Origin of the sequence: Spirosoma sp. (assembly GCF_026391055.1) — a bacterium.
Lineage (GTDB): Bacteria > Bacteroidota > Bacteroidia > Cytophagales > Spirosomataceae > Spirosoma.
The window spans coordinates 69,981-81,977 of sequence record NZ_JAPLET010000010.1; the positions used below are offsets into that span (position 1 = coordinate 69,981).

Sequence of the window (11,997 nt, forward strand, 5' to 3'; positions counted from 1 at the left end):
GCAGGTAATCGCTCTCTCACTCATTCGCTCTTTCACTCTTTCGCTCATTAAACATTGCAAAACGGCTTAGTCATACGTTCAACCGGCTCCTGGTACGAAATTCGTAACACAGACGGACATATTTTTCAGGGTCGGCTGAAGGGAAAATTCAAACTCAAAGGCCTGAAGGTCACTAACCCAATCGCCGTCGGTGACCGGGTGGTATTTGACGTGGAAGATGAAGCCGAAAACACGGCTATCATCACCGACATTTTACCCCGCGACAATTACATCATTCGTCAGTCGGTTCACAAAACGGCTCATGGGCATATTCTGGCGGCTAATATCGACCAGGCCGTTCTGCTGGCAACACTGGCTATGCCCCGTACGTCAGCAGGGTTCATCGACCGGTTTCTGGTATCGGCCGAATCGTTTCGTATTCCAACGACCATTGTCTTCAACAAAATCGATATTCTGAACGACGAAGGGCTGGCGTTTCAGCAGGAAATTATCGACCTCTATGAACGTATTGGCTACAACTGCCTGTCTACGTCGGCTACTGAAGGCGTAGGCGTGGAAGCATTCCGCGAATTACTCGATCAGAAAGTAACGCTGGTGGCCGGGCACTCGGGCGTTGGGAAGTCCTCACTCGTAAACGCCATTGCCCCGAACCTGAACCTGCGAACCAACGAGGTATCATCCTTCGCCAACAAAGGTGTTCACACCACCACATTCGCCGAGATGTTCGAACTCTCTCCTAATACGTTTATCATCGATACGCCGGGTATCAAGGAATTAGGTCTGATGGACACATCGAAAACGGAGATTGGCCACTACTTCCCCGAAATGCGCGACCGTCTGAACCAGTGCCGTTTCAACAATTGCCTGCACATCAACGAACCTGGTTGCGCCATCAAAGAAGCCGTTGCCGAAGAGGAAATAGCCGAAAGCCGCTACATGAGCTACCTGAGCATGATTGAAGGCGGAGATAACAGGCGGTAGTGTGTAGTTGATAATGTACAATGAAAAATGTTTAATAGATAACGAGTCTGCAAAGACAAACAGCTCGCATTATTCATTCTACATTGTATATCTTTCATTAACTCGTCATTGCCGCCAGCAAATCCGCCTGGGTAATAATATGTACCTGTTCGCGTTCATCACGGACCAGTAGCGCTTTGTTGTCCCGATCAATCAGCGACGATAGGGCGTCGATGGTGTTGTCGAGCCCCACAAATTTGAATGGCTTATCCATCACCTCACTTACCGGGTGATCTTTCACAGCAGGGTCGTCGATGAGCCGGTTCAGCACCGTGGAATCGGTCAGGCTGCCAACAATGTGGCCATTCTCATCCGTCACCGGAATCTGCGAAATACCGTAACGGTTCAATATCTGGATCGCCTGGCTCACCGACACGCCTACGCCAATGGTCGTCAACTGCGACTGTCCACTTTTGTTGTGAACGATGTCGCGGGCGGTTTTGAAAGCACGATCTTCCAGAAAGCCGTGGTCTTTCATCCAAGTATCGTTGTAAATTTTGGCTAGGTAGCGCGTGCCGTGGTCGGGCAGCAGAATCACCATCACATCGTCGTCAGCGAGGTGGATTTTGGCCCATTCCAGCGCCCCATGCACTGCTGTACCGCACGACCAACCCACAAATAGGCCTTCTTCGCGAGCTAGCCGACGCGTCATGATGGCGGCATCTTTATCGGTCACTTTCTCAAAAAAATCGATCACGCTGAAGTCTACATTCTGCGGGAGAATATCTTCCCCGATGCCCTCAGTCAGGTAGGGGTAAATCTCACCCTCGTCGAACTGGCCGGTTTCTTTGTATTTCTTGAAAACGGAGCCGTAGGTATCCAGTCCCAGCGAAATCAGCTCCGGGTTTTGCTCTTTCAGGAATTTTGATGTGCCGCAAATGGTCCCCCCCGTACCGACTCCGGCGGCAAAGTGTGTAATTTTTCCGTCAGTATCGCGCCAGATTTCGGGGCCGGTAGTCTCGTAATGCGCGGCCGTATTGGCGGGGTTATCGTACTGGTTTGGGTAAAGCGAATTTGGAATATCGCGATTCAGTTTCTTGGCGACGGAGTAATACGAGCGCGGGTCGTCGGGAGCGACGTTCGTCGGGCAAACGACCACCTCAGCACCCACCGCCCGGAGAATGTCGATCTTCTCCTGCGACTGCTTGTCGGCCATCGTAAAAATGCATTTATAGCCTTTGCCTATAGCCGCCAGTGCCAGCCCCATACCGGTGTTGCCGCTGGTGCCCTCAATGATGGTGCCACCGGGTTTGAGTACGCCCCGCGCTTCGGCATCTTCGATCATGCGTATGGCGATTCGGTCTTTCACGGAGTTGCCAGGGTTGAAGTACTCGACCTTCGCTAGTATCGTTCCCCGTATCCCTTTCGTGACTTTATTGAGCTTTACCAGGGGCGTATTGCCGATGGTGTCGATGATGGAGTTGTAGTAGTTCATGTTGGCGGAGGGCCACTCTGGCCGACTTTGGTTCGTTCTGTGGTTTATTATTAAACGCCGGAAACCAACGGTTCGTTTGACCACTCCCTAACGTTGCGGTTGCCCCACTCCTTTCGTCGCAGTTCGTTACCCGTTTTTATCAGTTCAGCCTACGTTTCAGATTGTTCAGCCAACTGTCTATTCATGAGCGATTTAAAGCGCTATACTTTTGACCCGTTCTTCTTCTATAACTAACAACAAATACATAAACATCATGAAAACGTTAGCTCAATCTTTACTCGCTGCCCTGCTCCTGAGCACGGCCACCCTTGCCTCAGCGGAAACCACTCACCCAACTACAACGGCGAACCCAACAGTTACGACGAACTCGTACAAAGCCGCCGTTTTCCCATCGGCCGTCCCCTCAAAACTGAACGTCTATGTGGAACGCACACCCGGCCAACCCATGACGATTTTGGTCAAATCGGCCGACGGTGTGGTACTGGGAAAACAGTCGGTAGGCAAAAAACAAGGTAATTTCCACTTCCAGTTCGACCTATCGGACCTAAAAGATGGCGCTTACACCGTCGAAATCGCTTCGGGCAGTGACATATCAACGCACCCGATTACGCTGACGACACCAGCGTTAAAGTCAGTAACCCGCACCATTGCGCTGAACTAAACAAGAGGTATTTATACAAAACGCCACGGTCGTGAGATCGTGGCGTTTCTTGTTTGAGGGTTGGCTAAACCAGTTTATTAATAAATGCTTTCACCTGACTATGAAAATGCTTGAAGCTTTCAGAGCGTTGCTCCAGCCAGGAAGCATCGAAACTTTTCGACAGTCCATTCACTATTGGGTTTGATATCTCGTTAGGCGGGTCTTCATACCCATATAATATAAACTTTACCTTTTTGCGAGGTTGAGACTCAAGCGAAATATTTTTCGTCAAATCCGGATTGTCTTTCTTGTGTTTCAAGTACCAGAGCCAATGTTCAATGCACTGTACAGGAAGCGCAATTAAAAGTTTATCAATCTTTTCCTTCAGAAAATGGGTGTACCGTTCATCAAATTCTGATGGATGTAAACTATCAACATCTCGTACAACAAAAAATGCCTCGTGCTGATACCATCCTAAGCCAGTTCTTGCTACAATAGCGAATTTTGTATCAACTTGTTTTCGGTTGGTAGCTCTAAACTTCTCACAGAAGACTTCATCTCTTTCGAAAAAAACAGTCTCAACAAAGTGGCTTAGGTAGTTCTGAAGAAATATCTTGTGGGCGTCATCCTCGCCGTAAAATCCGTATTTAAGCTGTTTCATGCGGTACGCCCCCTAGAAATCCAATTGTCCAATATTCGCCCAATGCATCTGTAAAATGGACAGGTGGTATTCCTAACTCAGCATTTTTCTGATTTGCGGGCTCGATTACATCTCGCTGTAAATTATTTACGATTGTTGCACCTTCAGCATCCTTATCGAAAACAAACACACTTTCAGGCGATTCAGCAAACTCATCCAGCAACAGCGGACTGTGCGTTGTCATAATGACTTGAATGTCTTTTTCAGCCACTAACCGACGTATAAAATCCATCACCTCCCGAATCCGCCGTGGGTGAATCCCCTTTTCAGGTTCTTCTAAAAGCAGAAGTTTAGGTGGATTGGGTTGGTTGATGATGCAGAGGAGAGCGAGGAAATAGAGAGTGCCTTCGGAAAGTTCGTCAGCCCAATAGGTAACTCCTTGCTTTGAATTTGCCAAACCTATTCGCTTGAATGATTTATCCCCAAATAGCTTCTTGATTTCATCTGTTGGTGACGCATCGTCTAAATTAATTTCGTCAAATTCAGGAATACATTTGTGAAGATCTGCTTCAGTGCGGCTAAAAACGTTTCTCCTATACTTACCTAACATAAGATCTAGAAAACCTACCAAATTAGAAGCATCTGCATTAACTAATTCCTCTTTTGTACCGACAGGGCCGGGCTGAATAAGCTTGTTAGGATCAGGTTTATATACCTTTAACGGTCCCAATCTCACGTCCAAAGCTTGTGCAGTAGAAGATTTTGAAACTGTCGTTTTATTTTCTTCTTCAGAATCTATTTTTTGGCTGTTAAATACCCAAACTTGAGAATTACTCTTATTAAAAAGTATTTCAGACGGAGTTACGAACGACGATAAAAGATAATGTACATAATACTTTTTATCGTCCCCAAAGATTTCCTCGAAAGAAACCTTTATAGACATTCTATTCGATGGATTCTTATGAAACAGTATACTATTATTTATACTTGCTTTCTCATTCGCATATAAGTCAAAAAACTCCAGCGCCTTCAAAAAATTCGTCTTGCCCGAGTTATTCGGACCTATTAACAAATTGACTTTCTGAAGGTCGAGCGTGACGTCTTTCAGGCTCTTGAAATTCTGGATAGATACGCGCTTGAGCATGGTTTGTATGATTGTACCAAACAGCTTCTGGCTGTTTGTCGTAAATAGCCACAAACAGCCAGAAGCTGTTTGGTACACAAGGTAAGAATTTACTTCCCCATTTCGACAGCCCGCATCAGGACGGTATTGTCGGGGTCGATGGCGACGGAAACCGGTCTGGTAGCTAGCGGCACGGTGAACGTTTGGTTTTGCTCGGTCATGCTTAGTCTGGCAGTACGGCTGATTTCCCGGCCGTTAGCGCCCCGAATGCTGAACGTGAGCGGTATCGCAAAAACCACGCCCGACCGCTGTGCCTGCCGAACATCAATAACCAACGCCTTTTTGGCTGCATCGTATTTCGAGCCCCAAACAACTTCGGGATAACCTGGCTGATGCAGCCATTGCTGGAAAAACTGGTCCAGTTTCTTTCCCGATACACTCTCCATTACGGTCTGCAAATCGCTGCTTTGGGCGTTGGCATTCCGGTACTTCTCGTAATAGGCCCGAATTCCTTTCCAGAACAGATCGTCGCCGAGTTCGTGACGGAGCATGTGCAGCACCCAGCCGCCTTTCTGGTAAGAATTCGGATTGAGCAGGTCCATTAGGTTCGAGGCCGTTGAATCCACGATGGTGCCTTTGGGTTTCAGCGCCGAGAACCGGAAAATCTGCCCTTTATTCTGGTTCATCACCGCATTGAGTGTGTCCTTCCCGTAGGCATGTTCAAGATAAAGCGCCGAGAAATAGGTAGCAAATCCTTCACTCAGCCACAACTGCGACCAGTCGGCTTCGGTGGCCGAGTTGCCGAACCACTGGTGCGCGATTTCGTGGGCTAACAATGCCTCCACGTCGGAGTCTTTTTTCCCGACAATAATCTTTTCGTTGTAGAAAATACAACTGGCGTTTTCCATCCCGCCGAAAATCGTAGTCGATTCTACATTGGCCAGTTTCTCATACGAATACGGCCCTATCTTATTTATAAAATATTGCAAAATCTCTTTGGCAGGTCGATAGTCGACAAAGCCTTTCTGACTATCATTCGGGTAAAGCCAGCTTTGTACGGGAACACCACCTACAGAGCCAACCTCTTCCACGGCAAATTTGGCCGCGCCGATTACCATTACCTTCGTCGGAATGGGCGTATTTTCCTGCCAGCGGGTCAGTTTGCGGCCATTCGGCAGGTTACTCTCGCTCTGGAGCTTGCCATTCGAAATGATGCGATATGTTGCGGGAGCATTGACGGCAAATGAACAGGTTGCTTTGTCGGATGGATGGTCAACGACGGGCAGATAGTTGCGGGCATTATTGGGCCAATTGTCGCCGAAGAAGGTCCGCTCACCGAATTTATTCTGGCTGATGATAAGCCCTCGGGCAGGCATTCCATCATACCGGATAACCACGTCCGTTATCTGATTGGGCGCGGCTGGCAGGTTGATAAATACGCGGTCATTACGCTGACTGAAAGGCACCACTTTCCCATCGGGCAAACTCACCGAACGCACGCGCATGCCGGTTTCGGAAGAGTCACGCGGACTGATGAGGTCAAACCAGACCGTTTGCCGGTCGTCGGAACGGGTGAACCGGATGGTGGTTTCCCCTTTGATCTGGTTCGTTGAATCACTTAGCGTGAGTGTGAAAGCGTAATTCTGAACATCGACGCCGGGCTGGGCATATCGGGCCGCGTAGCCGATGGGTAACTGAGCGCGGGTGATGGTAACGGCAGCTAACAGCAACAGCCCGGCCAAAAATCCTATTTTTTGTTCCTTCATTCTGTAATACTTTATTCCTTTATTTCCTGGCAAAGTTCGACCAAAACGCCGTTTGTGCCTTTAGGATGCAGGAAACAAACTAGTTTATTGTCAGCCCCGCGCTTAGGCACCTCGTTCAACACAGTGAATCCTTCTGCTTTCAACCGCTCGATCTCGCTTTGGATATCCTCTACTTCAAAGGCAATGTGGTGGATTCCTTCCCCTTTTTTCTCCAGAAATTTTGCAATTGGGCTATCCGGACTGGTTGCTTCGAGCAGTTCGATTTTGGTCTGATTTACCTTGAAGAACGATGTAGAGACTCCTTCCGATGCTACCGCTTCAGCTTTGTAGGGCTGCACATTCAGCAGTTTGGCATACAACTCATTCGATGCCGCCAGATCGCGGACGGCAATACCGATATGTTCGACGTTAGTTAGCATAGTTGTCTGGACCAATCTCTGGCTTGGCCCTTGGTCAATGAAAGTAACGGGCTAAGCCGGAGCTTGGCCCAGACGTATGAAACAAGAACTTTTCCGTTTGGCCGAAAGTTATAGAGAAAGCATTGATATGCCTCAACATTGATTCGATTACAACTATGGTTACGGTTTCTGATATCGCCAAAAATAAGATTGTTGAACTCCGTCAGAAGGACGGTCTTGCTGAAGATACGGCCATCCGGGTAGCGGTTGAAGGTGGCGGCTGTTCAGGGTTGATGTACGATCTTCAATTCGATGCTACCCAGCAACCAACCGATCATCTTGTTGAAGATAAAGGCATCAAAATCTTAGTAGACCGCAAAAGTCTGCTCTATCTGGCCGGTACTGAACTTGATTTTTCCGACGGCCTGAACGGTAAAGGCTTCCAGTTCAAAAACCCGAACGCCACGCGAACATGTGGTTGCGGAGAGAGTTTTGCCGTCTAAACCGCACGGGCGGCTCCGCAGGCTTTATAGTATTTATTTGATTAGCTTGATTTTTCAAGAAGCCATTCCAAAAAAGGGGTGGCTTCTTCATTTTTGTACCTTTCAGAATTACAGTATCTTTTCTTTACTCAGCGTCGTCTAGCAAAATCCAGAAAATCAGACAAATCAAATAAATCCCGGTTCCTAATGAACGCCAAGCCCGTTAGACATTCACAAACTACCCTTACTGAGTTGATGATTCCATCCTATGCTAATTTTGGCGGTCGTGTCCACGGGGGCATTCTACTGTCATTGATGGATAAAGTAGCGTATGCCTGTGCCGCCAAACACGCCGGTCAATATTGCGTGACGGTATCGGTCGATGGGGTTAATTTCCGGCAACCGGTCGAGGTGGGTGAACTGGTTTCGCTGCTGGCATCGGTCAATTATGTGGGTCGGACGTCGCTGGTAGTGGGCATAAAAGTCATTGCCGAGAATGTGAAGTCAGGGACGGTGAAACATACGAATACCTCCTACTTTACGATGGTTGCCAAAGACGAAACAGAAACCCCAACCGAAGTCCCTCCTCTCCTATTGGAAACCGTCGATGACATTCGCCGTTTTCTGGAAGCCATGAAGCGCAAGGAACTTCGTGCCTCCTACGGTGAACATTTCGACAATGCGAAAACGCGCATGCTGCTAAACGAGAATGTAGGGAAATTGGAGAAAGAACGGTGTGAGTTGGCGGATGGATTGGAATTGTAGAGACGCAATCCCTTGCGTCTCTACAATTCCCCTCTTACAATCTTTGCCCCGGCCACCATGTTCGCTAGTTTTTGCTTCGCGGCCCAACGGGCGGTTTGGCTAAGGCCGCAATCGGGCGCAACAGCCAGTTTCCCGGCGGGGACGTAAGGAAGGCACTTACGGATGCGATCAGCTACGTCTTCGGGGGTTTCGATATAGTAACTTTTCACGTCGATGACGCCCACGGCCACGTCGAACTTCTCAGCGAAGCGAGCCAGCAGGTTCACTTCCGAGAAGTTGAGAATGGTCATTTCGGAGTGCAGTTCATCGACGGTCATGTCCAGAAAATCGGGCAGCATGGGCGCAATGCTCTTTTTGCCCACCGACCGACCTTTGTAATTCCCGAAGCAGAGGTGCATTGACAGGCGCGTTTTGCCAACGCCCGGCGCCACCGTCCGGTTGAAAATATCGACGAAGCGTTTGGTGTCTTCGCGGTAGGCATAGCACGACATCGACGGTTCATCGACACAGATTTCCGGTACACCCAGCGCGACGAGATCTGCAATTTCTTTATTGACCAGCGGTAAAAGCGCTTCTGTCACCTCCCACCGGTCCTTATATAAATTACCGGGCAACAGCCGACCACTGAGCGTATACGGCCCCGGAATCGACACTTTAAGGCCCTGGCCCTCGGGAGCCAGCCGTTTCAGGCGCATGTATTCTTCGACTACGCCCAACCCTTTGGGCGCGGTGAGCGGTTCAATGATGTTGTGCTTTCCGCGCTGGTCGTGGGCGGGTGGGCCATAACGGCGGAGTTCGGTATCGTTGTTCTGAATACCGTTGATGTAGCCATAGAACGACAGATTGAAATCGAAGCGGGTTTGCTCGCCATCGGTGATGACGTCCAGCCCGGCGGCAACCTGATCATGAACCGATGCAACGACCGCATCTTCTATCATTTCGTTAATATCGGCCGGGCCGAACTGCGACAGGTTCTGGCTGGAAAACTCGAGCCAGCCAGGAAACGGCATCGAGCCGACAACCGTGGTTTTGATGGGTACGGGTTGCAAAATGGTAGGGGTTTGTTGACAAAAAAAGACGGCAAATCAGTTTATTTACTAATCTCCCACCAGAGCATATCTTCAATCTGGTCGAACAGCTGGAATCCAGCTTTTTCGAGCACTTTTTGTGACGCAACATTTTCTGCCGTTGTATCGGCGACCACGCGCAAAACGCCAGGTTGCCGGAGTGCCCAATTCACCATGCCGCCCACCATTTCGGTCATGTACCCTTTTCGGTGTACACCGGGATAAGTACCATAGCCAATTTCGACGGTCCCGGTTTCGTCGGGTTCCCCTTTGAATTTTGCTTCGGCCACAAACTGTTTCTTGTCGCGATCTATAGCCAGCCAAAGCGTATGAAAAAGCGGGTCGAGCGAGGGGTCCTGCAAACGCGGTATAGTGAAATAAACAACGATGCTGCGAACGGGTTCGACAACCTCCCGATAGCCCTTTTTCAGGCCAAAAACCTGCTCTAACTCGTACTTGTTAGCCAGGTGCGTACGAAGCTGGTCGAGCGTCAGCGGAACGAGCGTCAGGCGGGGCGTTTCAATCATGATCTTTTGATAGGAACGCAGATTAAATCTGCCCTTCACTTACACTCCAACCACCGTCTACCGTCAATACCTGCCCAGTGGTAAAAGCAGAGTAGTCCGACATGAAATATACGGCAGCACCATCGAGGTCATCCGGCTGACCAATACGGCCACCATCGAGCGGCTGTTTAGTTTTGGTAAAGGCCATAATCGTTTCGTCTTCTGTGGCACGCTGGGCCATCGGCGTTTCAACCAGCGCCGGTGCCAGTACATTGACGCGGATATTATCATTCGCATAATAAGCCGCCACCGACTTCGTGAAGCCAATCACAGCCGATTTCACGGCGGCATAAGCGTGGGTGGCAAAGTAAGTCGGCGAAGGCCGCTCACCCAGCACCGAGCCCATGTTCAGGATAACGCCCCCACTACCCTGCGCCCGAAACGCCCGTACAGCCGCCTGGTTGGATAGCATCATAGATGTCAGGTTGAGATTTACTGTATAATTCCAGCCGTCCAGCGTAATGTCATGCAGGGGGCCATCGCCAAACCGCCGACCGCTGCCACCAGCCACATGATACAGACCATCGAAACCGCCGAAAATCTGCTGGCAGAGGGCAATGGCTTTGGAGGCCGTTTGTGGGTCGGAGGCATCGCCGGACATGGCCAGTCCATTGCCATCCAGTTGCTTCTCAGCCGCTGTACAGCTCTCCGGATTTCGGCCCACTACAACGACCTGCGCCCCTTCCCGCACAAACGCCAGTGCCGCCGACAGGCCCATTCCGGTAGTGCCACCTACCAAAACAATTTTTTTAGATTCCAGCCACATAAGATTAGATACATTTTTTATGCAAGAAACAAACTCAGCTGACATTCGGCAACAGGCATCTGTTTAGTATGACTTAACATTCACACAATATCCCGTTCGATTATTTTACCGCTGGCTTTTTCTTTCAGGATCAGCTTATTGCGTCCATCGTGGGTCATCTCCTGCTTGATGAGATAGTGATCGGCGTCGTATTCAACCAGCGTCGACTCGGGCTTAAGCCCCTCCTGACCACGCCAGACGGGCAGATTCACTTTTTCCCATTGCTTCGTTTCGGCTGATCTGTAGGCCGCATCCAGCACAGCGTTTACCACATAGCCATCGTAAAAGGTTTCGGCCGGTTCGCGGCCTTCTTCCTGCGCGCTGAACATATCCGTAAACATGTGATTGTAACCCAAGTCGTTCACTTCATCACCAACCGGAAACAGCCAGCCGGTGTTGGATTCGGCTTTTTCGGCCACATAATCGGCACCTTTGCCGGTGGTGAACATCTCGAAGCCCGTTCGCAGGAAGTTATTGATCCAGATAGTGCCTTCGGTGCCCATGACTTCATCACGGAGGTCCATCCCGCCCCGGAACGTCCAGCTCACTTCGAACTGTCCGATGGCACCGTTCTCGTACTTTACCAGCGCGATGGCGTGGTCTTCGGCGTCGATGGGTTTTACCTGCGTAGCGGCCCAGCACATGACCTCCACCGGCCTTACGTCTTTCCCGATAAAATTCCGGGAAATCTCTACGCAATGGCAACCCAGATCGAGCATACAGCCGCCCCCGGCCTGCTCTTTATCCCAGAACCAGTCGGAGTGCGGGCCGGGGTGTGTTTCACGAGATTTAGCCCATAGAATTCGGCCTAATGCCCCACTCTTAACGCTTTCCAGCGATTTCAAAAATTTCGGCGTGTAGCATAAGTCTTCCAGATAGCCTGCAAAAATCCCGGCTTCCTCGACGGTCTGCATCATCCGAAGGGCCTCGTCAGCATTGCGGCCGAGTGGCTTGGTGCACACCACCGATTTTTTGTGTTTCGCACAGAGGTTGACGGCCGTTTCGTGAATGTTGTTCGGCAGAGCGATACAGACCATATCGACGTCGGGATGGGCAATTACTTCTTCCATATTGGTCGAAGCGAAATCGCAGCCGTAGTCGGTCTTGAATTTTTGGGCGGTTTCTTCCCGACGGGCATAAATAGCAACCACTTTATCACGGCTGCGCTGGCCGTGGATGGATTCGGCGTAGAAGCGACCAATGAAGCCGCCCCCAAGCATGGCAATACGTTGCATAAGTAAAGGTTTAGGTAAACGGTTAATCCGTACTTTCGTGCGGTTAAAGTAAAGA

General features: G+C 49.8%; 13 protein-coding genes. 4 read left to right on the plus strand and 9 right to left on the minus strand.

Translation table 11 applies throughout. The annotated features are described in order from the left end of the window. Positions 1 to 54: 54 nt before the first annotated feature. Complete coding sequence (gene rsgA, locus NT073_RS02600; RefSeq protein ID WP_297368319.1) at positions 55 to 981, plus strand: ribosome small subunit-dependent GTPase A; 927 nt, start codon at positions 55 to 57, stop codon at positions 979 to 981. A 97-nt stretch (positions 982 to 1,078) separates the two neighbouring features. On the opposite strand, the gene NT073_RS02605 is transcribed toward rsgA, so the two are convergent. Next, positions 1,079 to 2,455, minus strand: a complete 1,377-nt coding sequence (locus NT073_RS02605) for a cystathionine beta-synthase (protein WP_297368322.1) — start codon at positions 2,453 to 2,455, stop codon at positions 1,079 to 1,081. A gap of 253 nt (positions 2,456 to 2,708) precedes the next feature. Here NT073_RS02605 and NT073_RS02610 point away from each other — a divergent pair, with 253 nt between their 5' ends. Next, complete coding sequence (locus NT073_RS02610; protein ID WP_297368325.1) at positions 2,709 to 3,116, plus strand: hypothetical protein; 408 nt, start codon at positions 2,709 to 2,711, stop codon at positions 3,114 to 3,116. Positions 3,117 to 3,180: 64 nt separating this feature from the next. Here NT073_RS02610 and NT073_RS02615 read toward each other — a convergent pair whose 3' ends face one another. From NT073_RS02615 to mce, 4 genes are all read right to left on the minus strand, one after another. After that, a complete protein-coding gene (locus NT073_RS02615; protein WP_297368328.1) occupies positions 3,181 to 3,756 on the minus strand; it encodes a hypothetical protein in 576 nt (191 codons plus the stop codon). Further along, the gene (locus NT073_RS02620) at positions 3,743 to 4,879 is read right to left on the minus strand and encodes an AAA family ATPase (RefSeq protein ID WP_297368330.1); all 1,137 of its coding nucleotides are present in this window, start codon (positions 4,877 to 4,879) and stop codon (positions 3,743 to 3,745) included. The genes NT073_RS02615 and NT073_RS02620 overlap by 14 nt, the downstream gene beginning before the upstream one ends. Before the next feature lie 89 nt (positions 4,880 to 4,968). Beyond that, entirely contained in the window at positions 4,969 to 6,624 is a 1,656-nt protein-coding gene (locus tag NT073_RS02625) for a M1 family metallopeptidase (RefSeq protein WP_297368333.1), read from the minus strand. An 11-nt stretch (positions 6,625 to 6,635) separates the two neighbouring features. Beyond that, complete coding sequence (gene mce, locus NT073_RS02630; protein ID WP_297368336.1) at positions 6,636 to 7,043, minus strand: methylmalonyl-CoA epimerase; 408 nt, start codon at positions 7,041 to 7,043, stop codon at positions 6,636 to 6,638. Between the two features lie 155 nt (positions 7,044 to 7,198). On the opposite strand from mce, the gene NT073_RS02635 reads away from it, so the two are divergent. Together NT073_RS02635 and NT073_RS02640 are read left to right on the plus strand one after the other, a co-directional pair. After that, positions 7,199 to 7,525, plus strand: a complete 327-nt coding sequence (locus NT073_RS02635; RefSeq protein WP_012930277.1) for an iron-sulfur cluster assembly accessory protein — start codon at positions 7,199 to 7,201, stop codon at positions 7,523 to 7,525. A 186-nt stretch (positions 7,526 to 7,711) separates the two neighbouring features. Continuing rightward, positions 7,712 to 8,269 carry an acyl-CoA thioesterase gene (locus NT073_RS02640; RefSeq protein WP_297368340.1) on the plus strand — a complete coding sequence of 186 codons (558 nt, stop codon included), beginning with the start codon at positions 7,712 to 7,714 and terminating at the stop codon, positions 8,267 to 8,269. A 20-nt stretch (positions 8,270 to 8,289) separates the two neighbouring features. Here the strand turns inward: NT073_RS02640 and NT073_RS02645 are convergent, their stop codons facing one another. The 4 genes from NT073_RS02645 to NT073_RS02660 form a co-directional block, all read right to left on the minus strand. Continuing rightward, positions 8,290 to 9,318 carry a cobalamin-independent methionine synthase II family protein gene (locus tag NT073_RS02645; protein WP_297368343.1) on the minus strand — a complete coding sequence of 343 codons (1,029 nt, stop codon included), beginning with the start codon at positions 9,316 to 9,318 and terminating at the stop codon, positions 8,290 to 8,292. A gap of 41 nt (positions 9,319 to 9,359) precedes the next feature. Further along, complete coding sequence (locus NT073_RS02650) at positions 9,360 to 9,863, minus strand: GNAT family N-acetyltransferase (RefSeq protein ID WP_297368346.1); 504 nt, start codon at positions 9,861 to 9,863, stop codon at positions 9,360 to 9,362. Positions 9,864 to 9,885: 22 nt separating this feature from the next. Beyond that, the gene (locus tag NT073_RS02655; protein WP_297368351.1) at positions 9,886 to 10,668 is read right to left on the minus strand and encodes an SDR family oxidoreductase; all 783 of its coding nucleotides are present in this window, start codon (positions 10,666 to 10,668) and stop codon (positions 9,886 to 9,888) included. 80 nt (positions 10,669 to 10,748) lie between these two features. Next, a complete protein-coding gene (locus NT073_RS02660) occupies positions 10,749 to 11,942 on the minus strand; it encodes a Gfo/Idh/MocA family oxidoreductase (protein ID WP_297368353.1) in 1,194 nt (397 codons plus the stop codon). Positions 11,943 to 11,997: the final 55 nt, after the last annotated feature.

Coding starts and splice junctions, on each gene's coding strand:
- NT073_RS02605 (WP_297368322.1), bottom strand. CDS start 2,455: ATGAACTACTACAACTCCATCATCGACACCATCGGCAATACGCCCCTG.
- NT073_RS02610 (WP_297368325.1), top strand. CDS start 2,709: ATGAAAACGTTAGCTCAATCTTTACTCGCTGCCCTGCTCCTGAGCACG.
- NT073_RS02615 (WP_297368328.1), bottom strand. CDS start 3,756: ATGAAACAGCTTAAATACGGATTTTACGGCGAGGATGACGCCCACAAG.
- NT073_RS02620 (WP_297368330.1), bottom strand. CDS start 4,879: ATGCTCAAGCGCGTATCTATCCAGAATTTCAAGAGCCTGAAAGACGTC.
- NT073_RS02625 (WP_297368333.1), bottom strand. CDS start 6,624: ATGAAGGAACAAAAAATAGGATTTTTGGCCGGGCTGTTGCTGTTAGCT.
- mce (WP_297368336.1), bottom strand. CDS start 7,043: ATGCTAACTAACGTCGAACATATCGGTATTGCCGTCCGCGATCTGGCG.
- NT073_RS02635 (WP_012930277.1), top strand. CDS start 7,199: ATGGTTACGGTTTCTGATATCGCCAAAAATAAGATTGTTGAACTCCGT.
- NT073_RS02640 (WP_297368340.1), top strand. CDS start 7,712: ATGAACGCCAAGCCCGTTAGACATTCACAAACTACCCTTACTGAGTTG.
- NT073_RS02650 (WP_297368346.1), bottom strand. CDS start 9,863: ATGATTGAAACGCCCCGCCTGACGCTCGTTCCGCTGACGCTCGACCAG.
- NT073_RS02655 (WP_297368351.1), bottom strand. CDS start 10,668: ATGTGGCTGGAATCTAAAAAAATTGTTTTGGTAGGTGGCACTACCGGA.
- NT073_RS02660 (WP_297368353.1), bottom strand. CDS start 11,942: ATGCAACGTATTGCCATGCTTGGGGGCGGCTTCATTGGTCGCTTCTAC.